The sequence below is a fragment of the Cellulomonas aerilata genome, assembly GCF_007991755.1.
In the GTDB taxonomy this organism is placed as follows: Bacteria; Actinomycetota; Actinomycetes; order Actinomycetales; family Cellulomonadaceae; genus Pengzhenrongella; species Pengzhenrongella aerilata.
The window spans coordinates 1-21,914 of the sequence record NZ_BJYY01000007.1; the positions used below are offsets into that span (position 1 = coordinate 1).

Here is a 21,914-nt window from a genome sequence, read left to right on the forward strand (position 1 = left end):
GGTGCGGCTCGCGGTCCGGCGGGACCCGGTCCGGTCGTCGGGTCGTCGGCCCCGACCGCCTGCGCGCCGGACGACGCCGCCTCGTCGGCCGTGGCCAGCCTGCTCACGACCGGCATGGCCGGGACCTCCCGCGCAGGCCACGGGTCCCGTGACGGCGCCGGGTCGGGACCGTCCGCCAGGGACACGGGCTCGCGGCGGGGGAGCAGGGGTCGCTCGTCGGCGTCGGGCAGGTCCCGCCCGGTCGACGGCTCGGCCGCGGCGTCACCGACGGTGGTCGGCGTCGCGCCCCACGACAGGGACGGGACGGCACCGTCGGACGGCGCCAGCGCCACGTGGTCGTCCGGCGCCTCGTCGAGGGGCGCCGGACCGTCCGCCGTGGTCAGGGACGCGCCGGGCACGGGGGCCGGACCTCCCGGGCCGCCCGGCAGAGGGGCGGACGCCGATCGACCCGCAGCCCCGGGCCCGGTCGCCGCACGCTGCACCGACGCCGCCGGCACCGGTCCTGGCGTCAGGCGTCGGGCCGGTGCGTCCAGGGAGGCACGGAGGATGTCGACGGTGGTCGGCGGCCACGACGCCGCACGTGGCGCCCCGGGCGTGATCGACCGCGCCGCGGATCGCTGGACCGACGCGGTTGCGGGCATGCCGGGCACGGGGACCGGTGCGTGCGGATCCACGGCGGACGCCGCGTCGTCCCCGTCGGACCCGTGGGCTCCGCCCGTCGCCGACGGCTGGGCACCGCCGTCGGCCGAGGGCACGTCCACCGGATCCGCCCACGCCGGGGCCGGGGACGCGTGGGCCGCGGACCCCTGGGCCGGCGGCAGGGCGTCGGACCACCACGACAGGGGCGCGCCGAGCCCGACCCGGCGTGGACCGCGTCCGGTCGCCGGTCCGGCGACGGTGACCGGCGCGGCCGGGCTGCGCTGCACGGGGGCGGCCGGGATGTCGACGTACGTGGCTCCCGCTGTCGCGGCGTCGCGCGCCGCCTCGGCGAGCGCCTGGCTCTGCGGCGAGGGCGCCGCCGGAGCCGAGTCCGCACCCGCCGCCGGCAGAGCTCCGGGTGCGGGGACCGCCTCGACGGCCAGGGGCGTCGGCGGACCGGTGGACGCGTCCGTCGTCGGGTCCAGGTCCACCCGGGGAGCCGGCCGCGGCTCGGGGCGCAGGGCACCGAGGGTCCGGACCGGGAGGTCTGCGCGCTGGGCGGTGACGAGCGGCAGGACGGTGTCCGAGGCGTCGCTTGGCGCGGCCGCCGGCTCCCGGGGCGACTGCGACCGCTGGACCGACGGGCCGGACGGCGGGACGTCGGGTACCGCAGCGCCCGCAGCGGCCCCGAGCATCGTGCGCTGCACGGAGGGCGCGCCGCTCGCTCCGGCGTCGGGAGGTCGAGCCAGCGTCAGCTCGGCCACGCCCGACGTGGTCCGCGGCGTTCCGGTGCCCGCTCCGTCGCCGTCCACGAGCCCGCCCGCGGCGTCCGCGGTCACCCCGTGGGCCATGCGGTGCGTGAGGGACGGGTCGGTCCACGCCGCCAGCGTGTGCCGTGCGCGGTCCACGCCGGAGACGAGCGCGAGGTCGGCGACCGTGCGCTGCAGGGGCGGGAGGAACGCCCACCCTGCAGGGGCCACGAGCGGCTCCCGGGCGTCGTCCGTACCGCGCCGGGGGACCGACGCCGGTGCGGACCGGCCTCCCGGGTCGGCCGCCGGGGGACCCGCCGCGTCGTCGCGTCGCCAGGGCCACCGCACGTCGGTCAGCGCTCCTGGCCGAGTCGGGTGTTGATGTCCGCGATCTCGGACACGTAGCGCAGCCGCTGACCGTGCTCGAGGTCGAGGATGTCGTCGAGCGCCCAGTGGAAGTGGTAGGCGACGTACGCGACCTCCTGGTGGATCCGGTCGGGCGCGTACGTCACGATTCCCCCAGGCGGCCACCGGCCAGGTCGACCGTGACCCGGTGCGAGCACTCGGGGCAGGTCACGGCGATGCGGGTGTGCCCCTCGGCGTTGATGCGGCGGTAGAGGTCCTGCAGGAAGGCGACGTCCGAGGCGAACATGTGCTCCACGACGTCGGAGCTGACGGCCGGTAGCGTGCCCAGCGAGGTGATGACGCGCCCGAGCAGCACGACGGTCGTATAGGCCGGGTTCTCCTGGACGCGCGCGTCGTACAGCGGCAGGAGCTCGTCCCGAGCCGTGGCCAGCCGCATCACGCCGGACCGGTGCACCACGCCGTCCCGGTCGACGTACCCCCGGGGGAGCTCGAACCCGAACTCCGTGCGCAGCACGTCGCGGTCGTTCCAGCCGGTGTCCGGCTCGCGAGCCGGGGCGTCGTCGACGATCCCCGCCGCTGCGCCGCCGCGGATCCGCTGCATCACGCCACGACCCCGGACGTCGTCACGAGACCGACGACTCGTCGTAGCAGACGGTGAACTTCTCCGTCGCCTGCTCCGCCGCGCCGGCCTTCAGCGCATTGACCTCGACCTTCCTGACCCAGCAGTTGACGAAGTTGTATGTCTTGATCGTGCCTCCCTGATAGTCCAGCAGCGCGACCGATGCCGTTTTCCGGGACCCTGCGACATCGCCTTCGGTCACCTTCTTCAACCAGTCCGTGACCGTCTTGCTCTCGGTGAGGCCACGCGTGACGGTGAATTCTCCGGCCTTGGGCTTGCCGATCAGCTGGCGGACCACGTACTTGCCGTCGGACGTCTGCTGCTTGAGCTCGATCTTGTCGACCTCGCTGTTCAGGCCGCTGACCTCGGTGACCTTGGGGATCTGGATCCCGTCGATCGTCACGATGAAGCCGTTCGCGGCCGAGGAGTCATAGGTGTCAAGCGCCACGACGTCACACTCCTTCTGCAGTCGTCCCGGTCACTCGTTGACCAGGCTGGTGCCGCCCGAGAACTGGGCGAGCTGGAAGATGACGAACTCGGCGGGCTTGACCGGCGCGACGCCGACCTGGCACACGACCTGGCCGGCGTCGATGCCCTCGGCCGGGTTCGTCTCGGCATCGCACTTGACGAAGAAGGCCTCGTCCGCGGTCAGGCCGAAGAGCGCGCCCTTGCGCCACTCGTTGACGAGGAAGGCGCTGATCGTGCGCCGGATCCGCGCCCACAGCAGGTGGTCGTTCGGCTCGAAGACGCTCCACTGGGTGCCCTGCAGGATCGACTCCTCCAGGTAGTTGAAGAGCCTGCGGACGCTGAGGTACCGCCACGCCGGGTCGCTGGACAGCGTGCGGGCGCCCCACACCCGCACCCCCCGGCCGCCGGGGAACGTGCGGATGCAGTTGACGCCGATGGGGTTGAGCAGCTCCTGCTCGGCCTTGGTGATCTGGGTCTGCAGCGTGATGACGCCGCGCAGGACCTCGTTCGCGGGTGCCTTGTGCACGCCCCGCTCGTCGTCGTTGCGCGCCCACACGCCGGCGACGTGGCCGGACGGCGGGACGAACCGGTTGGTGCCCGAGGCCGGGTCGAAGGTCTTCACCCACGGCCAGTACAGGGTCGCGAACTTGGAGTCGAAGTTGGTCTCCTCCGACCGCCACCTCTTGATCTGCTGCGGGCTGAGCTCGGGGGGTGCGTCCAGGATGGCCATGCGGTCGCCCATGAGCTCGCAGTGGTCGACCATCGCACGCTGCACGGTGACGACCGCCTCGCGGTCGATGGCGCCCTGCTCGTAGGCGGCCATGAGGTCCGGGACGGCGACCATGGTCACCTCGTCCACCGCCTCCAGCCCGCTGAAGCCGGTGCGCTCGGCGGCGTCGCCGACGTAGGCGTCCACGCTCAGGACGTCCGTGGATGGCGGCTCGGGCACGGGCTCGGGTGCCAACAGGCCGACCGTCACCTTGTCCGGCTTCATCAGCGCGCTGCCCGAGGCCGCCTCCTCGATGGTGACGACCTTCGACTCGGCGTTGACCTTGGTCGCCACGTTGTCGGGACCGCGCTTCGTGCTCACGTGGTCGAACGTCTCGGCGACCTTCCCGTCGACGTGCACCACCAGCTTGAAGTGGTCCTCGGGCGGGCTCTCCCCGCCGGCGTCCGTCACCTCGACGCTGACCGAGCGGGACGCGGACGTGCCCTGGGCGGTGACCCGGTACCCGCTGAGCATGGCCGTCGGCGGCGGCGCGGTCCTGGACGGCACCTGCTTGGCCGGGCTGCCGTTGCCCCCGGCGCGGCCGGGCGAGCTCCCGTCGGGCCCGATCCGGACGATGTAGCAGTTGCCACCGCCGTTGAGGAAGTAGCCGTAGACCGAGTGCGCCAGGTACGAGCCCGGGATGAAGTCGCCGAACTGCTCGGAGAACTGCGTCCAGTTGGACACCAGCGTCGGCTCGTTCACCGGGCCCTTCGCGGCGAGGCCGACGAATGCGGCGACGGCGGTGCCCACGCCCTCGATCGGTCGAGTCCCAGCCTCGACCTCCTGGACGTACACACCCGGGGACAGATAGGTCGGCATGTCGGTCTCCTCCAGCCCGGTGGCGTCGCTCGACGCCGCGACCAGGCTTGCGGCGTGCCTGGCCGAGGAGAACGTCCCCTCGGCCGTCGACCGGGGTACTGAGTGCTGCCCTATCGGGCGGCCGGCCGCGAGGGCCGGGAGCCGCGCAGCAGCTCGCGCACGACACGCGGGGTGGGACGGGCGTGACGCAGCCCGGGACGGCGGCGGCGGCCGTCCCGAGGAGCGCGCGGCGACGGGCGGACGGGGACGTGAACCCGCGGCGGGGCGGTCCGCGCCGAGTGGTCCCGCCCGACGCTCAGGCGGAGCAGTCACGCCGAGCGGTCAGGGGGAGTGCTCAGGCGAGCGGGCGGAGAGCCGTCAGGCGGACTCCTCCTGCTCCTCCTCGCCCTGCCGCTGCACGAAGGCGCCCTGCACCGGCTCCTCCTTCTGCTCCTCCTCCGGCGCGGCGTCGGCCCGCTGGACGAAGACGCCCTGCACGGACGTGTCCGCCACGTCCGTCGCCTCCCGCTGGACCGGGGCCCCGCCGGCACCGGGCGTGCCCGTCCGCGCCACCGTCGGCGCCGCCGTCGGTGCAGGCGCGGACATCGCCCGCTCCGCGGTGGCCGCGGCCTCGCGCTCGAAGCGGTCGGACGGGCTGCTGACCCGCACACCACCGCCCGTCGGTGTGCCGTCGACCGGCCCGCTGCGCTGCTGGACCACGTGGGTCAGCTCGTGGGCGAGCATCGTGCGGCCCTCGGTCGACCCCGGGTCGTATCGACCCCGCTGGAAGACCACGTTGGAGCCCACCGTGTACGCGTGGGCGTCCACCGCCGCGGCGGAGCGGTGCGCCGCGTCGTCCGTGTGGACGCGGACGTCACCGAAGTCGGCGCCCAGCCGGGCCTCCATCTCCGTCCGGACAGGGGCGTCGAGCGCGCGTCCGCCGCCGGAGGAGACGACGTCCAGGACGGGGGACCGGCCCTCCTCGGAGAGGCCCGCGACACCGCGGTTGCCCACCGCCCGCTGGAGACGGAGCAGTCCCTGGGGTCCGACCACGTCGGCGCGACCCTCCGCGGCCGCCTGCCACAGCCGCCCGTCCGCGGCCTCGTCGACCCGCGCGCCGCGGGGCCGGACGGACTCGACGTCACCCTGGTCGTGCTCGTGGCGGTGCATGGTGGCTCCCTGTGCCGACGATGGTCCGCTCCCGACGATGCGCCCGCACGCAGGGTGTCGCCAGCGTGCGGGTGCGTCCGTCGGGGAAGGCTCCGGTGCCCGATCGGGCACCCGCTCAGGACGTCGCGTGCAGCATGGGCCAGTACTCGCCGAACTCGCCGGGCAGGCACAGACGGCCGAGCTTGCGGTACTCCCGCTCCACGGCTGTCACCACGTGCGCCATCGTCGCGACGCCGCCGTCCTCGGCGGCGAGGTAGGCGGCGGTGACGGCGGCCGACCGGATCGCCCCGCCCGCGAGCTCGAAGGACCGGGCGACGAACTCGAGGTCGACGCCGTCGGCCCGGGGGAGCCGCCGCCCGAGGCTGCGGTCCCACAGGGCGAGCCGGTGCGCCGGGTCGGGGAGCGGGAAGTCGACCAGGACGTCCAGACGCCGGGTGAACGCCTCGTCGATGTTGGCCCGCAGGTTGGTCGCCAGGATCACCAGCCCGTCGAAGGTTTCCATGCGCTGCAGCAGGTAGGCGCTCTCGATGTTCGCGTACCGGTCGTGGCTGTCCCGCACCTCGGACCGCCGGCCGAAGATCGCGTCGGCCTCGTCGAACAGCAGGACGCCGTTCACCTCGGCCGCCGCGGCGAAGATCCGCTCGAGGTTCTTCTCGGTCTCGCCGATGTACTTGTCCACCACCACGGCGAGGTTGACGACGTAGAGGTCCAGCCCGAGCTCCGCGGCGATCACCTCCGCCGACATCGTCTTGCCCGTGCCGCTGTCGCCGGTGAAGAGCGCCGCCACCCCCTTGCCGCGGCCTCCGCCGGGACGCATGGACCAGTCCGCGAGCACACGCTCGCGGTGCCGCGCGCGCAGGGCGACCTCGTGCAGCGCGACCAGCGGCCCCGGTGGGAGCACGAGGTCCTGCCACGTCACGGCGGGCTCGACGCGTCGGGCCATCCCGTCGAGCGCGGAGCCGTTCTCGGCCCGCGCGCCGGCCCGCAGGTGCTCGGGCGTGAGGCGCCCGTCCGGCTCCATCCGGGCCTGCTGCAGGGCCGACGCGGCGGCGCGCGCGACCTGCTCGGGGCGCAGCCGGAACGGGCCGACGGCGTCCTCCACGTCGAGCACGTGGTCGTCGCCGGTGGACGGGGCCGCGGCGCCGATCGACCGTCGCCACAGCCCGGCCCGCTCCCCGTGGGTGCTGGCGGGCACGTCGACGAGCAGGGGAGGGCGCGGGGTCCACCGCGGGTCCCAGGCACCGTGGCCGACGACGAGCAGGGGCGCGGGTGCGCACGCCAGCGCCTCGAGCAGCCACGGCTGCCCGGCGGCGGCCTCCACCGGCCCGGCGACCAGGCCGCCGTCGACCAGGCGCGCCTCGCGCGCCGCGACCCGCGCGACGCGCACGGCGTCCGGCTCCGCGACCAGCCGCTCGAGGTCCACGACGACGGCGGCGCGACCCCGCTCGCGCAGGGCCTGTGCGGCCAGCAGGGCGCCGGACCCGGTCGCGCGCTCGCGCAGGTACGCCAGGTCGGCGCCGCGGCCCAGGGCGCGGGCCAGCGGCGCCGGGTCCCCCCACTCGACGTCCGTCGGGGAGCGCAGCACCGAGGCGAGCGCGGCGTCCGGGGCGTCGTCCCCGAGCAGGTGCGCGACGACCCGGTCCGGGGTCCGCAGCGCCCGGCTCAGGAACGGACGGTCGGGGTCGTCGACGACGACCAGGCCGCCGTGCACCAGCGGCCCGTGCGTCAGCCGGGAGCGCGCCCGGGCGTCCGCCAGCTCGACGCCGCACAGGGCCAGCGCGACCGCCACCGACGGTCGTCGCCGCGTGACGTCGTCGTTGAGGTAGCCGAACAGCTGGTCGAAGCGCGGGTCGAGGTCGCCGAGCAGCGCGACCACCAGCAGGTCCAGGTCGAGGGCGGTCAGGCCGAACGTCCGGGTGAGGTTCCGCAGCCGCACGGTCCCGCCGGCCGTCTCGGCGGCGTCGGCCTCCGCCTCGAGCGCCTCGACCCGCGCGCTGACCGGCCAGGACGGCGTCGGGTGCGGGCCGTGGAGGAGCCGGTCGACGGCGTCGTCGCTGAGGTAGAGGCCGCGGAACGGGTCGTCGGGCTGCGGGTCGGTGGACCGCCGCTCGGCGACCAGGAGGCGCACGCGCTCCTCGACCGCGGCCGCCCGGCCGAGCAGGTGGGCCGGACCGGACGACCCGGTCACCCCGGCCGCCCCCGACCTCGCGTGCGGGGCGTCCGGCCGGGCGGCGGCGTGTCGTCCGGGGCGGCCTCGGCCGCCGACGCGGCGGTCGCGAGCGCCTCGGCGACGACGTCGGCGCCCGGCCGTGCGGGTGCCGGGCGGTGCACCCGCCGCGGCGCGTCGGACGACCCGCGGACGAGGTCCCGCATGGCGACGGACGGGCCCTGGGTGACCGGTGGTCCGACCGGGTAGACGATGCCGGTGTCGACCGGCGTGACGACCACGACGTCCAGGGACGGCTTGAGCTCGCCGCCGAGCGCGGACCAGACGTCGGCGAAGGCCCGGTCCTCCGGCGGCGGCAGGCCGACGGTGACCGGCACGCTGAGGCCGGTCGCGGCGAGCGGCCCGACGACGAGCGGCTCCGGGAGGGCCTCGTACCGCAGGAAGCTGCGCAGCAGGGAGTCCAGCAGGAGGTGCTCGTCCTCCGGGCGCTGGGTCCACGCGGTCACCAGGTACGACAGCTTGAAGTAGCGGGGGGCCGGCGTGCGCGAGGTCACGACGCCGTCGGTCCGGTGCTCGGCCCAGCCCCTCTCCCGCCGGCGCAGGTCCTCGCGGATGTCGTAGAGGTACAGGTTCACGGTGGGCGTGTTGCGCCGGGCCGCCCAGTCCTTGGTCGGCGCGTCGAAGACCACCTCCACGTCGGCACCGGGGACCGCCTCCGAGCGGACGATCGACCTCAGCGCGGCGTCGACCTGGGCGATCATCGTCAGCCCCGGCCCAGGATCTCTGCCGGCGAGGACATGCCGGTGCTCCGGGGGACGACCAGCATGGGTCCCCGGACGGGTCCGAACGACGCAGCCGGGGGGCTGCCGGGGGCTGGCGCTGCCACCAGGGACCGGTCGCCGAGCTGGTCCCGGCGCACGACGGGGACCGGGTACCGGAACGTCCCGTCGTCCTCCACGTCGACCGGCCCCGTCGAGGCGTTGATGCCCTTCGACCACGAGAGCTGCGCCGACCCGCCCGGGGGGAAGTTCTGCCCGTACGCCAGGACCACGGTGCCCGGCTTGGCCACGCGGGGCAGGAGCCGCACGCTCGGCGTGTGCAGCACCATCGTCGCCTCGTCCGCGTCGTTGGCGGCGACCGGGTCGGTGGTCGCCGTCCCGACCCGCGCGGTCACGGGCCCGGTGACCTCGGCGACCGGACCGTCGTCGACCGGCGGGGGCGGTTGCGGCGCAGGCGGAGCCGGCGGCGGCTCCGGGACGGGCAGGCCCAGGGTCGCCGTGACGGTGGTCGTCCCGCCGGGTGCCACGCTGCCCAGGGCGCACGCGGTCGGTGGTGCGGTGCACCCGGTCATCGCCGTCACCGTGACGAAGTCGGGGAACCCCACCGTCAGCCGGACGTCCGTCGCCGGTGCCGGTCCCGCGTTGCTGACGGTGAGCGTCGCGGTCACCGGCTGCCCGCCGCGCCAGGCACGCACGGGCTCGGGTCCGGGGCCGAGCGCGACGTCGACCGAGACGTCGGCACGCACCGGCCCGACGACCACGACGGTCGCGGCGCGGTTGTCCGCGGTGTCGCGCTCGATCACGCCCGAGGCGGCCGACGCGGTCGCCGTCCGGCTGCCCTCGACGCGCCCGCGGACGACCACCTGGTGGGCGACGCCGGCCCCCCGGGGCAGCGGTCCCGGCACCTCGCACAGGACCGACGCCGCGGTGACCGTACAGAGGCCGCTCGCCTCGGTCTCCGCCGTCAGTCCGGCCGGCAGGTCGGCACCGACGCGCACGTCGGCCGCCGTGCCGGGGCCGGCATTCGTCACGGCGACGGTGAGCGTCGTCGTGGAGCCCACCTCGACGGCGGGCGGGTCGGCGGTCAGCGTCACCACGAGGTCGGCGTAGGGCTGGTACGCGGGCTCGGTCTCCGGGCCGCGCTGCTGCGCGACCTCCCGGAGCCCCGTGCCGTCCGGTGCGACGGCGTAGACGCCCCGCTGGTCCGGCTGACCGGCGGGCTGCCCGGCCAGGGCGATCTCGGTGCCGTCTGGCGACCACGCCGGGTCCTCGGTGACGGAGAGGACCGGGCGGGACGGCGTGGCCCCACCCGCGGCGAGGCCGGTGACCTGGGTCGCGTCGGTGACCGCCTCGGGCACGTCCGGGCCGTCCGCTCCGGCGTCGGCCAGCGTGATCACGTGGAGCGCGCCGTCACGCTCCACCACGAGGCGCGACCCGTCCGGCGACCACGCGGGGGACCGGCCGGTCTGCCCCAGGTCCACCTCCTCCGACCCGTCCTCCGCGCTCACGACCCAGACCTGCGGCGTGCCCGGGTGCGCGGTCGGGGCCGCGCGGGTCGTCGCGGAGGTCCGCACGGTGGTCACGGCGGCGGTCACGGCGGCCCCATGCCCGGCAGGAGCGGCGAGGGCGGCCAGGACAGGCGTCGCCGAGGTCCGGTGCCGGGCCGGTGGTGCGCCGCCGAGGTGGTGGAAGCCCGCGTCGACGACGGGTGGTGGGTCCTCCTCGGAGTCCCCGGAGGCGTCGAGCACGTCGAGGCTGACCGGGTCGCTGGTGACGGGACGGCCCCCGGCCGGCGTGGCGGTGGCGACCACGTCGTGCTCCCCTGCGCCGCTGGCGTTGACCACCAGCTCCGGGGTGGACGCCCTGCCGTCCACCCCACGGAGGGTGCACTCGAACCGGTCCGGCGTGCTCCCCGCCGGCAGCAGCTCGCAGCCGTCCGGCGGGTAGGGGACCTCCGGGTCCAGCGCCTCGGTCAGGAAGTCCTCGAAGGGCAGCACGACCGTCACGTCGACCGGGCCGTCCACCTCCGCCAGCTCGATGGTCGCCTCGACGTCGGTTCCGGGGTCGACCCTCTCCGCGTCGAGCGACAGCGTCACCACGGGATCCCTGACCACAGTCCCCGAGACCGCGGCGACGTCGTCCGCGGGGTCGGGGTCCGTGCCGTCGGTCCGGGTCGTGGCCTCGACGCTGAAGGTCCCGGTGCGGGAGGCGGTCAGCGGGATCACGATGTCGACGCCGGGCTGAGCCGCCTGCTGCACCTGGCACACGACCCCGCCGGAGCCGCGCTCGCAGCCCGCCGGCAGCGTCGGCGGAAGGGTCAGGTGCGAGTCGACCGACACGTCGACCCGGACGGGCGCCGGCCCCGGCGCGGCACCGACCGTGACGGTGAGCGCCACGGTCCCGCCCGGTGCCACCCGGGTCACGTCGGTCGACAGGGCGACGGAGGCGTCGACCACCTGGACGTCCTGCCGGCTGATCACGAGCCGTCGGCCGTCCGGCGACCAGGACGGGTCGACGTCGTGGCGCACCTTCCCGGCTGGGGCGGGCGCGCTCACGCGCTCGATCACGCCGGTCGCCACCGTGGCCACCCAGACCTCCGGCGGGTGGTGGTCGAGGCGACCGCTCGAGCGATAGCGGACGAAGGCGATGCGGGCGCCGTCGGGCGACCAGACCGGGTCGACGTCCATGTCGCGGACCGCCCGGTCGGTGGTGAGCGGCACGGCGCCGCTCCCGTCCGCGGCCGCCACGACGATCTGGCGCCCCTCGAAGGCACCCCGGTCGCCCACGGGGACCTTCGCCGCCCAGGCGACGCGCCGGCCGTCCGGCGAGTAGCCCGGTCCTGCGTCGTCGAACGTGTAGGTGCCGCCCCTGACCACCGTGGAGCCGATCGTCCGGCGCCCCGAGCCGTCCCGGGCCACGACGTCCGACACGTCGGCGACATGGGCGTCGAAGGTGAAGCCGATGTCGGCGTACTCGACGGGGTCCCGGTCCGTCGGGGGTGCCGGCGTGGGCGTCGGCGTCGCGAAGCGCTCGAGCCACGCGCCATGGCTCTCCGAGAGCCCCGGGACGGCGGCCACCGGGGTCACGTCACGCGGTTGCATGCCGATGAGGCGCGACCGGTCCGTCCTGCCCTCACCGTCCGCGCGGACCGCGGTGAGGAAGACGTCGCCGTGGGGGTCGTCCCGGGTGGTCGTGAAGAGCAGCTCCGTCGAGCCGGGTGACCACTGCGCCTCGGAGCTCTGCGGAGCCGACGGCGACTGCGTGGCCGGGTCGGTCGGCTCCGCCCACAGCGGCGCCACGGTCGGCATGTCGGGGGCGGGGCGCAGCGGCACGTAGGCCAGGGACCCGTCCGGCCGGTACTGCGTCGTCGTGAAGACGACCCACGTCTCGTCGGTGCCCGTGACGTAGAGGCTGGTGGCCGCCGGCTGGGTCTCGGCGGCCGCGCCGTCGGTCACCCGGCGCAGCGCCGTCTCGGTGGGCGGGGCGCCGCCGGGCCCCGGGCGTGGCGGCGTCACCTGCACGGTGTAGAGGTCGCCGAGGGGGTCGTCCCTGGTGCTGCTGAACACCAGGCTCCTGCGGTCCGGCAGCCACGCCGGCCACAGGTCGTCGGCCGGGTGGTCGGTCACCCGCGCCCGCGGGCTCACGCACGACGGCGCCGTCCCGGCGGGTGTGTGCGACACCCAGAGGTCCCACCCGGTGCCGTCGTCCGCGGCGAAGGCCACCGTCACGTCCCACCCGAGCGTGCTGCGCTGGACGAGGACGACCGGGTGCGACTCGACGACGGAGTCGCAGGTGATCGCGACGGCCGGCGCGCCGTCCAGCACGAGCAGGACGTCGCCGCCCGGGTTCGTGCCCGAGGTGCGGACGAAGGCGTACGTGCCCGACTCGCCCGAGGACAGCTCACCGGTGTGGACCGAGGACCCGACGTCCGCGAACGCCGGCCGCAGGCTCGAGGCCGCCAGCCGGTCGGCGCCGTACAGGTGAGTGCCGTTCGACAGCCGACGTCGGACCTCGCTCATCCCGAGCCGGTCACGGTCGTCGGTGAACGCCAGCCGCGGCTCGCCGGGATCGGGCACGGGTACGGTCACCGCCGAGGTCGGATCACCTGCCGGCGTCGGACCCGGCGTCGGGCCCGGCGTCGGAGCCGCAGCCGCGACGCTCCCGGCGCCCGACGCGGGTCCGACGTCCGACCGGGCGGTCGTCGACCCGGTCCCCGCGGCGCACCCCGACACGAGGAGCGCCCACACCAGCCCGCGCGCCGTCGCTGAGGCACCACGCCGCATGGGGTCCTGCCTCTCTGGTCGTCGCCGCGCACCGGACCCGGACGGCGACCCGGGCCGGTCGCCACGCCGGCCGTCGCCGTCCGCCGCCGCGTCGGCGGTCCGCGCCCGAGGTCGCCCACCGTCCCGCCCCCGCCGGGTGCGGGAGCACCGCGCGCTGGGCAGGCCTTCGGGCAGCACGACGTGCCCGCACGGGCACCCACGGGTCAGATCAGGCCCTCGCGCAGCGCGTAGGCCACGGCGTGCGACCGGTTGCGCAGCTGCAGCCGGGTGGTGATGTCGTGCAGCACGTTCTTGACCGTCCGCTCGGAGTAGGACAGCCGGTGGGCGATCTCGCAGGTGTCCAGCCCCTCGGCGACCAGTCGCAGGACGTCGACCTCCCGTGCCGCCAGCCCGGTGAAGGCCAGGCCGCGCGGCCCGAGCACGTGCCGCTGCACCTTCCCGACCTGGTCGAGGAGTCGGCCGAGCAGGTCCGGCGGGACGCTGCCCTCACCGGCGGCCGCCGACTGGATCACCTTCACCAACCGGTCCGGCGTGGCCTCGTGCCGCCGGACCAGCCCCAGCACCCCGGCCTCCACAGCGGTCACGAGGTCGGAGTCGTCCAGCCGGGCGGCGACCAAGACGGTCCGGACGCCCCCGTGGCGCTGGGTGGCCCTCAGGGTCGCGACCGCCTCCTCGTCGACGTGGTCGACGGTGATGACGACCACTGCGGCGTCCTCCGCCTCGGACGGGCCGACCACCCGGACCTCCGGCCGTGGGCGCAGCTGGCTGGTCACTCCCGCCTCCGAGATCGGATCCCGAGCCAGCACGCGGACCCCGATGCGTTCCATGACTGCTCCCTCGGTCGGCGGCCGAACGACGCATCGGCCGGATGCCCGGAGTGTGCGCCGCGACGCTCTCCGTGCAGTCAACGTGGGCTCAACGGGCAACCGGCGGTGCCCCCAGGTCCGGCCCCGCGGTCGGTCCGGGGCCGGCCGCCGCTCCCTAGCGTCGGCGCCATGGCCACGACTGCGACGCTCGACCCCAGCCCCGTCACGCTGGACCCGGGCGGGGTGGCGACCGTCCCGCTGCAGATCCACAACAGCGGGACCATCGTCGAGGGGTACCGCCTGGAGGTGGTCGGCCCCGCCGTCGGCTGGGCGTCGGTCGAGCCGGCCGAGGTCACGCTCTACCCGGACACGTCGGCGACCGCCACGGTCATGTTCTTCCCGCCCCGGTCGGCCGACGTCGCCGCGGGCGAGCTGAGGTACGGGGTCCGGGTGGTGCCCGACGCGCACCCGGAGCAGGCCGTCGTGCCCGAGGGCGCCGTCGAGGTGCTGCCGTTCAGCGACACGACGGCGGAGCTGATCCCGCGCACGTCGCACGGACGGCGCAGCGCGCGGGTGCGCGTGGCGGTGGACAACCGCGGCAACCGCCCGGTCACCGTCGCGCTCCGGGCGTCGGACCAGGCCCGGCTCGTCTCCTTCGACGTGCGGCCGGAGGTCAGCACCGTCGCGCCCGGTCAGGCGACGTTCGTCGACGTCCGGGTCCGTCCGGACACGACGATCTGGCGCGGCCCGGCGCGGACGCTGCCGTACACCGCCGTGGTGGACCCGCGCGACGGCACCTCGGTGACGCTGGACGGCACCTACGTCCAGGAGCCGATGGTCCCGCACTCGCTGGTCAAGGCGCTGGTGCTGGCGCTCCTGCTGCTGCTGGCCCTCGCCGCGCTCTGGGTCTACCTGCTGGCGCCCCGGGTCGAGTCCGCCGCGCAGGCGGCGGCTGCGGAGCAGGTCGAGCAGGCCGAGGCGAAGGCGGAGCAGGCGACCGCCGCCGCCGAGGAGGCCGGCGCCGCTGCCGGGGCGGCGCAGGGGTCCGCCACGTCGGCGGGGCAGGCGGCTGAGCAGGCGGCCGTGACCGCCGGGCAGACCGCGCCGCCCGCGGTCCAGACGCCGGTCGGCGAGCGGCTCCAGGTGGCCACCGACGGGTCGGGCTCGGCGAGCTTCCCGATCCCGGACGGGTCGACGCTGCAGCTGACGGACATCGTGCTGAGCAACCCGCAGGGCGACTTCGGTCGGGTGGTGGTGGAGGTCGGTGAGCGCGAGCTGTTCGACTCGGCGCTGGAGAACTTCCGCGACCTCGACTACCACTTCATCACCCCCATCGTCGGCAGCGGTGGCCAGGAGCTGACGATCACGGTCGACTGCAACACCGTCGGTGCGCCGCCCGGGGCCGAGCCCCCCGACGAGTGCGACACGTCGATGTACTTCGGCGGGCTGCTCGTCACGCCGGCACCCGCCCCGGCCCCCTGAACCCGGGCGACCCTCGTGCCCACGGGGCCCGCGCTGCGCGCCGGTGACACTGCGCTGTGCCCGCTGTTCGACGGCCCGAAGCCCCACGTCGGGGGGCCGATCACCCCGGCGGCCGCGGTGCCGACGGTGCTGATCGGCGGGATGCCCGCGGCCGTCGGCAACGGGCTCCCGGGCGGGATCGTGTGCGTGTCCCCGGCGCCGAACGGGATCGCGACGGGCAGCGCGACGGTGCTGATCGGCGGCTTCCCGGCCGCCCGCCTCGGGGACCCCTCGCTGCACGGCACGCCCGTCGCGCCGGGCCCCGGCCTCCCCACCGTGATCATCGGGGGCTGACGGCACCCCGACCGGTCGGCCCGCCCGGCATCCGCCGGTCGGTCCGCGAGCGCCCCGGCCTCCGTGCGCGGCGTGCCCGGGGACCGGACCGCGCGCCCGTCCGCGCCGGCGCGTCGACCGGCGCCCTGAGGGCGCCGGAGACGTCCATGCTGCGCAGGTTCGGTGTTCAGGTGCCTCGTGTCGGTGGGTACGGTGCAGATGGTGGACCATGGACCTGTCACCCATGGGGTTGGACGACGTGCACGGGACCGGCGCTCGATGTCGCCGGGGCGCGATCACGCGTCGCACAGCGAGGATCCACGACACGGAGGCAATCAATGAGCGTTCAGACGAATGCGCACCTGCTGGCCACGCAGGCCGGCTTCGGGACCACGGGCTTGTCCGCGTGGATCCAGAACAACGTCATCACGATCATCCTGCTGCTCATCGCGGCCACCGCGCTGTGGGCGGGCAAGAACGGGAACATCTCGAAGGTCGTGACGATCGGGGCGTGCGCCGTCGTCGGCGTGGCCATCCTGGCCCTGGCCACGACCGGAGCCGCGATGGAGATCGGCGCCTGGCTCGTGGGTCTCTTCCGAGCCTGAGGTCCTGGCGATGCGGCTGCCCGATGACGACGAGATCTACGACGTCGACCAGACGTACCTGGGGCCTCCGGGACGCTACATCGGACGGTTCCGCTACCGGGCGATCCTCGTGGGGCCGGTGGTCTTCCTGGTCGGCCTCGTGACGATCAACCAGAGCGGGATCGGCTACTCCCTGCTGTCGGTCGGCCTCCTCGCCATCGGGACCGCGTGGCTGACCGGGTGGTTCGTGGACCACACGAGCCAGGAGCGTCCCGTCGGCGTCCTGATCCAGACGTTCGCGCACGAGCTGACCGCCCGGCGCGCCGTCACGAAGGGCCGGCGCAGCCGTCCCACCCGGGCGTTCCGCGCCCGCACCTCCGAGATCGGTGCACCGCACCCGCTGCCGTCCGGCCGTCGCCGGTGGCGGTCGTACGCGAACCGAGCAGCCGCGAGCAAGGGGTCCTGATGCACGTCAACCTCAAGGGTCTGTTCGCCAAGGGGCGACCGCAGGCCGAGGACGATCCGGTGATCGACTACGACCCCGCGGAGGAGGAGGCGATCACCGGGCAGCCGGCCAAGGCCGCGCGCCGTCGCTCCTCGCACCCCGACGTCCCCAAGCCGCACGGGACCGAGATGAAGTGGGCGCTGTCGCGGGTCGCGAACAACGTCACCTTCACCGACCGCCGGATGGTGGCCTGGTACCTGCTGGACCCGCAGATGTGGAGCTTTCGCTCGGTCGCCGACGGCGAGTCGCTCATCACGGCGATGGCCGCGCAGCTGGCCGAGCTCACCGGGCGGACGATGTACGGCCGCATCACCAGCCGGCCGTACCCGGTCGCGAGCTGGGCCGAGGCCGCCTACCGGAACTCACCGGCCCCCACGCACGGGTTCGAGCGGATCCTGGAGCGCGACCAGCTGCAGCTGTCGACGCGCATGCAGTCCGACAAGCTCGTGTACTTCGGGGTGGACCTGGGCACGCGGTCCACCGTCGTGGACGTGACCTCCCGGGTGGTGTCGGACGTCGCCCGCCGCGAGCGCGAGGCGCTCCAGGCCAAGCTCGACGAGACCGACGCGATCATGGCCGGGCCCGGCATCGAGGCGATCCCCGCCGTCGGCAACGACATGGCGTGGCTGCTCGCCCGGTCCTTCGCCCTGGGCTGCCCCGTGCCGCAGCAGGACACCATCGAGGAGTTCGCCTGGACGAAGGAGGACCTCGACGAGTTCGCCGGCGCGGTGGACTGGACGGCGGAGCCGCTGGCGCTGTCGACCCGGGTCGAGTCGACGATGGGGGACCGGCGCCTCGCGCGGCACGTCGTCGTGCTCACCGTCGGGCGCATGGGCGAGCTGCACATCCCGGAGAAGGAGGAGCCGTGGATCGCCAAGACCGACAAGCTCCGCTTCCCGGTGGAGTGGTCGTTCCGGGTGGACGTGCGTCGTCCCGAGGACACCTCGCGTGAGATGAACAAGCTGTCGGACCGGATCGTGGCGCAGATCGACCACTACGTGAAGGACCACGACAAGGAGCCGCCGCGCCAGCTCAGCCGCCAGTCGGCGCGGGCCAGCGAGGTCGAGGACGAGATGCGCTCGGGCTTCGACGGGCTGCGCACCCGCACGCGCGGCTGGTTCCGCATCGCCGTCTCGGGGCCGACCGAGGAGGAGGCGCTCGCGCGGGCCACCGCCGTGCAGAACCTCTACAAGCCCAACATCCGGCTCGAGCGCGAGTTCGACCAGTACCGGCTGGCCCGGGAGTTCGTGCCGGGGGAGCCGCTGGCGAACTCCGGGCACACCCGGCGGATGCCCGTGCTCAAGCTCGCCGCCGGTGTGCCGGCCGCGACCGCGGAGGTCGGGGACAAGCGCGGGGTCCTGCTCGGGTACACCGCGGGGTTCGCGGAGCGCGCCGTCACCTGGGACCCCTGGTACGGCCCCGAGGTCGTCGAGGGGTCCGGCCTGGTGCCGCTGGTCGGCGGCCTCGGCGCCGGCAAGTCGTGGCTCATGGGCGGCATCGTCTACAAGACCTGCGCCCAGGGGGTGACCTGGACGATCATGGACCCGTCCGGGCGGCTCGGGGCGCTGACGATGCTGCCGGAGTTCCGCGGCATGTCGCTCAACGTGAACCTCCTGGACTCCGAGCCGGGGACGCTCAACCCGTACGCGATGGTGCGCAACCCGCTGCGGCAGTGGTTCCGCGACGAGGACAACCCGGAGGTCGCCTGGCGGCTGGCGATGAGCGCCGCCGAGGCCCAGCGCCGTGACCTCACCTACGACACGCTGCGGTGGTGCCTGCCGCCCGCGACGGCCCAGCGCGAGGAGGTGCAGAGCGTCCTGCGCGACGCCATCTCGGCCGCCGCCGCGACCCAGCACTCCACGGTCGAGGCGGTCCTGTCCGAGCTGCACGCGCGGGCGCAGGGCGACGACGCCGTCGCGCGGACGATTCACGCCCGGCTCCAGGAGGCGAGGGAGCGCGAGCTGTCCCGGCTGTTCTTCGCGGCACCGGGCCGGGGGCACGACGGGGGAGAGGTCGGCACGCCGCGCCTGACCGTCTTCAACCTCAAGGGGCTCGTGCAGGCCCAGGAGGACAAGCCCCGCGAGGACTGGTCGTACGACGAGCTGATGAGCCGGCCGATCATGAACCTCGCGGCGTGGTCGGCGCTGCGCAACGTCTACCGGGCCGACGTGCACGAGCGGAAGGGCATCGCGATCGACGAGGCCCACGAGATCACCAAGGTCGGCACCGGCGCGACCCTCGTGCAGAAGGTCGCCACCGACACCCGCAAGCACAACATCGCGGCGCTGCTGTCGACGCAGAACGCGAGCAACGTGCTCGGCCAGAACATCAACAACTTCGTCGGCGCCGCGTTCGTGGGCAAGACGACCGACGAGCAGGCGCAGGCCGACGCGTGCCGGCTGCTGGGCCTGCCGGTCGGGGTCGGCTACGAGGCCGTGATGGGCCGGCTCAGCCCGCGCTCGCGCCGCTCGCACGAGCGCAACCAGGAGCCGCGCGAGTTCATCTTCCGCGACGGGATGGGGGGCGACGGCGGCCGCGGCGGCATCGAGAAGATCCGCATCGACTTCACCAACCACCCCGGCCTGTCCGCGGCGCTGGACACGACGGCCGACCCGACCAAGCGCCGCTCGCTGCAGCTGGTCGACGACGGCGCCGAGGTGGTCGCGTGAGCACCGCGGGGCGCGGGTCCCCGGTCCGTCGGCTCGCCGCTCTGGTCGTGGCCGTCGGCTTCGTGCTGGTCGGTCCCGCGTTCGCGGCGTCCGCCGCGTCGTCGGCGTCGCCTGTCGTGTCGTCGACGACGTCGGCGGCCGTGGTGCCGTCCGCGACGACCTCGGCGACCTCCGCCGCGCCGGCCCCGGCCGCGACGGTGGTGACCGCGATCAAGGCGTGCGCCCCCCCGCCGGCCCCCAACCGGCCCACCGCGGGGCTGCCCGGCAAGCTGGCGCCCGGGCACGCCGAGACCAGCCCGGGCGACCCGTTCACCGACCCCGACGTCGCCCTCTCGGACGTCTACGGGTACAGCTACCGCTGGGTCAACTACGACAACGGCTGCGTCCCGGGCTCCGCGTGGGGGCCCGGGTTCGTGACGGGGGTGGGCAACCTCCTGCTCGCCGGGGCGGCCAGCACGAACGCGCTGGTGCACAGCACGCTGGGCTTCGTGGTCGACCCGACCTGGCTCGCCCCGCTGGACCGGACCATCACCGAGGCGACGCAGACCGTGCGCGACGGCGTCTGGACGCCGTGGATCACGATCGCGCTCGTGCTGGTCGCCGGGACGGTGCTCGTCGCGGCGGCGCGGGCGGAGTTCTCCAACGCGGTCACGTCGGCCGGCTGGGCGCTGCTCGTGCTGGTCGCGGCGACGTACGTCATGAGCTACCCGATCTCCTCCGCGCGGGCGGTCGACGGCCTGATCCAGGAGACGGTGACCGCCTCCGCCCGGGCGACGTCCACGACCGACGACGCCGACGGCGCGTCGGGGGCCCTGACCCAGCAGATGGACTCGATCAACCGCAACAGCCTCTACTCGGCCTGGCTCGAGGGGACGCTGGGCTCCTCCGACAGCGCCGTCGCCCGCGAGCACGGTCCGGACCTGTTCCGCGCCTCGCACATGACCTGGTGGGAGGCGCAGACCCTCGACGAGGACCCGGAAGCCGGGCAGGCGATCGTCGAGGAGAAGAAGAACCTGTGGGCCGCGACGGCGGCGGAGGTCGAGAGCGCCGACCCGCTCGCCTACCAGCAGCTCACCGGGAACCAGGGGCGCTGGGACGCCGCTGCGACCGTCACGCTCATGACGGCCATCACGATGCCGTTCCTGCTGGTCGCCGGCGTGTTCGTGGTCGTGGCCTACACCGTGACGAGGCTCTTCATCCCGCTCGCCCCCGCCCTGGGGGTCTTCGGGATGCTGGAGCTGGCCCGGGGCTGGGTGATCGGCGTCGTCGGCCAGTTCGGCCGGTTCCTCATCATGGGACCGCTGTACTGGATCGCGGCGCTGGTGAACCTCGCGCTGATCTCGTCGGTGTTCCGCTCCGACCTGCCGTTCGGGCTCCAGGCCGTGCTCGCGCTGGCCCTGCCGCTGATCCTGTTCAAGCTGCTGCGACCCAAGAGCACCGTCCCGGGCGCCGGCTTCCTGCGACGGATGGGACGGCTGGCGGTCAGCACCACGGCGACGAAGCGGGCCGTCACCGCGGGCGTCGACGACGCGGTCGTCGGGGACGCCCCGCCCGTGGCACGCAACGACGGACCGGTGGCCCACAGCCCGCGGGCGGGCGGGGAGGTCGCCACCGAGCGTCCGGCGCTCCCGGCCGGCCCGGCGTACAGCGGCGCCGGGACGGCCGTCAGCACCCGTGGGACGTTCGCGGGACGCCCGGAGGTCGACCTGGACACCGGCGCCGGGCCACCGCGTCGTCCGCGCCAGGACGTCGCCTTCGTCACCTCGGGCGGCGTCGCGGCCCGGCGGGCGGGGCCGGCGGCGGTCGTGGGCGACGGGGATCCGGAGGGCCGGACGATCGTCGTCGAGGGCGGCGTCGTCGCCGCGCGTCCGCACCCCGCCCACCCGGCCGACGAGGCGGAGCGCCTGCGGCACCAGGGCGGCGGGACCCGCGCGGCCGAGCGCGCCCCGGTCGGCGGGGCGGACGTGCCGGACGACGCCGACCTCGCCGCTCCGGCGACGCCCCGGGTGCTGCGCCCCGACGAGCGGGTGCCCGTCGGTGTCACGGAGGCCAACGTGCGCGACGTCGACGGCGAGGAGGTGTTCGTGCTGTGGCGGCCCCAGGGCGGTCGCACCGCCGCGCGCGTCGACGCCCTGGGGGATGACCGCTGATGTGGCACCTCTTCGGCCCGCTGATCCGGTGGCCGCTGCACTCGCCGCTGCGCCTGCTGGGCGTCATCGCGGCGGCGGTCGTCGCCGTCATGCTGCTGGGAGCGGTGAACGACCGCGGCACCGCGGGCGAGCCGGTGGCCGCCGGGACGACGGCGGCCACCGCGACGCCCACCCCGGGTCGGCAGCCCCTGGCCACGCCGTCCCCGTCGCCGAGCCCGACCGGCCGCACCGACGGGACGGCCGGCGGCACGGCCGGCGGGACCGACGCCCTCAGCAGCGACCCCACCGAGGACGACCCGGTCCTGGCGGCCCAGCAGGCGGCCGCGGAGTTCGTCTCGGTGTGGGCCCGTCCGGACCTCGACGCGGCGACGTGGCAGGCCGGGCTCGCGGAGCACTCCACGCCCGAACTGCTGGCGTCCCTGACCGACGCGGACCCGGCCAACGTCCCGGCCGTGACGGTGGCCGGCCAGCCGGTCGAGGTCGCAGCCAACGCCGAGGCCGGTGTCTTCGACGTGCCGACCACCGGGGAGTTCGTCCGCGTGCACGTCCAACTGGTCGACGGCACATGGTTGGCCACCGACGTGGAGCCGACCGCCTGA

At 75.1% G+C, this 21,914-nt stretch carries 16 protein-coding genes and 1 pseudogene; 7 read left to right on the top strand and 10 right to left on the bottom strand.

Annotated features, from left to right (window positions below; genetic code table 11):
- The 10 genes and pseudogenes from CAE01nite_RS05120 to CAE01nite_RS05165 all read right to left on the bottom strand — a co-directional run.
- Positions 1 to 1,619: pseudogene (locus tag CAE01nite_RS05120) on the bottom strand (hypothetical protein); the annotation flags it as partial.
- Positions 1,620 to 1,741: 122 nt separating this feature from the next.
- Positions 1,742 to 1,900 carry a DUF6760 family protein gene (locus tag CAE01nite_RS05125; RefSeq protein WP_146900935.1) on the bottom strand — a complete coding sequence of 53 codons (159 nt, stop codon included), beginning with the start codon at positions 1,898 to 1,900 and terminating at the stop codon, positions 1,742 to 1,744.
- A complete protein-coding gene (locus tag CAE01nite_RS05130) occupies positions 1,897 to 2,355 on the bottom strand; it encodes a hypothetical protein (protein WP_146901153.1) in 459 nt (152 codons plus the stop codon). Before CAE01nite_RS05130 ends, CAE01nite_RS05125 begins: the two co-directional genes overlap by 4 nt.
- A 22-nt stretch (positions 2,356 to 2,377) precedes the next feature.
- Positions 2,378 to 2,821 (bottom strand): phage tail protein, encoded by a 444-nt coding sequence (locus tag CAE01nite_RS05135; RefSeq protein ID WP_146900938.1) that lies wholly within the window; start codon positions 2,819 to 2,821, stop codon positions 2,378 to 2,380.
- A gap of 30 nt (positions 2,822 to 2,851) precedes the next feature.
- Positions 2,852 to 4,429, bottom strand: coding sequence for a phage tail sheath family protein (locus CAE01nite_RS05140; protein ID WP_146900940.1), 1,578 nt, complete (start codon positions 4,427 to 4,429; stop codon positions 2,852 to 2,854).
- A 357-nt stretch (positions 4,430 to 4,786) separates the two neighbouring features.
- Positions 4,787 to 5,578 (bottom strand): eCIS core domain-containing protein, encoded by a 792-nt coding sequence (locus CAE01nite_RS05145; protein WP_146900943.1) that lies wholly within the window; start codon positions 5,576 to 5,578, stop codon positions 4,787 to 4,789.
- A gap of 115 nt (positions 5,579 to 5,693) precedes the next feature.
- Positions 5,694 to 7,766, bottom strand: a complete 2,073-nt coding sequence (locus tag CAE01nite_RS05150) for an ATP-binding protein (RefSeq protein ID WP_146900946.1) — start codon at positions 7,764 to 7,766, stop codon at positions 5,694 to 5,696.
- On the bottom strand, positions 7,763 to 8,506 hold the full coding sequence (locus CAE01nite_RS05155) for a Pvc16 family protein (protein ID WP_146900949.1): 744 nt from the start codon (positions 8,504 to 8,506) through the stop codon (positions 7,763 to 7,765). Before CAE01nite_RS05155 ends, CAE01nite_RS05150 begins: the two co-directional genes overlap by 4 nt.
- 2 nt (positions 8,507 to 8,508) lie before the next feature.
- A complete protein-coding gene (locus CAE01nite_RS05160) occupies positions 8,509 to 12,612 on the bottom strand; it encodes a DUF11 domain-containing protein (protein WP_146900951.1) in 4,104 nt (1,367 codons plus the stop codon).
- A gap of 398 nt (positions 12,613 to 13,010) precedes the next feature.
- On the bottom strand, positions 13,011 to 13,634 hold the full coding sequence (locus CAE01nite_RS05165) for a response regulator transcription factor (RefSeq protein ID WP_146900954.1): 624 nt from the start codon (positions 13,632 to 13,634) through the stop codon (positions 13,011 to 13,013).
- Positions 13,635 to 13,802: 168 nt separating this feature from the next.
- On the opposite strand from CAE01nite_RS05165, the gene CAE01nite_RS05170 reads away from it, so the two are divergent.
- From CAE01nite_RS05170 to CAE01nite_RS05200, 7 genes are all read left to right on the top strand, one after another.
- Positions 13,803 to 15,095, top strand: a complete 1,293-nt coding sequence (locus CAE01nite_RS05170) for a COG1470 family protein (protein ID WP_146900957.1) — start codon at positions 13,803 to 13,805, stop codon at positions 15,093 to 15,095.
- Positions 15,096 to 15,110: 15 nt separating this feature from the next.
- Entirely contained in the window at positions 15,111 to 15,428 is a 318-nt protein-coding gene (locus CAE01nite_RS05175) for a PAAR domain-containing protein (RefSeq protein ID WP_146900960.1), read from the top strand.
- 317 nt (positions 15,429 to 15,745) lie between these two features.
- Complete coding sequence (locus CAE01nite_RS05180) at positions 15,746 to 16,012, top strand: hypothetical protein (protein WP_146900963.1); 267 nt, start codon at positions 15,746 to 15,748, stop codon at positions 16,010 to 16,012.
- Positions 16,013 to 16,022: 10 nt separating this feature from the next.
- Positions 16,023 to 16,457 (top strand): hypothetical protein, encoded by a 435-nt coding sequence (locus CAE01nite_RS05185; RefSeq protein WP_146900966.1) that lies wholly within the window; start codon positions 16,023 to 16,025, stop codon positions 16,455 to 16,457.
- Positions 16,457 to 19,165, top strand: a complete 2,709-nt coding sequence (locus CAE01nite_RS05190) for an ATP-binding protein (RefSeq protein ID WP_146900969.1) — start codon at positions 16,457 to 16,459, stop codon at positions 19,163 to 19,165. Before CAE01nite_RS05185 ends, CAE01nite_RS05190 begins: the two co-directional genes overlap by 1 nt.
- Entirely contained in the window at positions 19,162 to 21,315 is a 2,154-nt protein-coding gene (locus CAE01nite_RS05195; RefSeq protein ID WP_146900971.1) for a hypothetical protein, read from the top strand. The genes CAE01nite_RS05190 and CAE01nite_RS05195 overlap by 4 nt, the downstream gene beginning before the upstream one ends.
- The gene (locus CAE01nite_RS05200; RefSeq protein ID WP_146900974.1) at positions 21,315 to 21,914 is read left to right on the top strand and encodes a hypothetical protein; all 600 of its coding nucleotides are present in this window, start codon (positions 21,315 to 21,317) and stop codon (positions 21,912 to 21,914) included. The genes CAE01nite_RS05195 and CAE01nite_RS05200 overlap by 1 nt, the downstream gene beginning before the upstream one ends.

Bases quoted from the DNA above. Each gene is read 5' to 3' on its own strand.
- CAE01nite_RS05130 (WP_146901153.1), bottom strand. From the start codon at position 2,355: ATGCAGCGGATCCGCGGCGGCGCAGCGGCGGGGATCGTCGACGACGCC.
- CAE01nite_RS05140 (WP_146900940.1), bottom strand. From the start codon at position 4,429: ATGCCGACCTATCTGTCCCCGGGTGTGTACGTCCAGGAGGTCGAGGCT.
- CAE01nite_RS05145 (WP_146900943.1), bottom strand. From the start codon at position 5,578: ATGCACCGCCACGAGCACGACCAGGGTGACGTCGAGTCCGTCCGGCCC.
- CAE01nite_RS05155 (WP_146900949.1), bottom strand. From the start codon at position 8,506: ATGATCGCCCAGGTCGACGCCGCGCTGAGGTCGATCGTCCGCTCGGAG.
- CAE01nite_RS05165 (WP_146900954.1), bottom strand. From the start codon at position 13,634: ATGGAACGCATCGGGGTCCGCGTGCTGGCTCGGGATCCGATCTCGGAG.
- CAE01nite_RS05170 (WP_146900957.1), top strand. From the start codon at position 13,803: ATGGCCACGACTGCGACGCTCGACCCCAGCCCCGTCACGCTGGACCCG.
- CAE01nite_RS05180 (WP_146900963.1), top strand. From the start codon at position 15,746: ATGAGCGTTCAGACGAATGCGCACCTGCTGGCCACGCAGGCCGGCTTC.
- CAE01nite_RS05185 (WP_146900966.1), top strand. From the start codon at position 16,023: ATGCGGCTGCCCGATGACGACGAGATCTACGACGTCGACCAGACGTAC.
- CAE01nite_RS05190 (WP_146900969.1), top strand. From the start codon at position 16,457: ATGCACGTCAACCTCAAGGGTCTGTTCGCCAAGGGGCGACCGCAGGCC.
- CAE01nite_RS05200 (WP_146900974.1), top strand. From the start codon at position 21,315: ATGTGGCACCTCTTCGGCCCGCTGATCCGGTGGCCGCTGCACTCGCCG.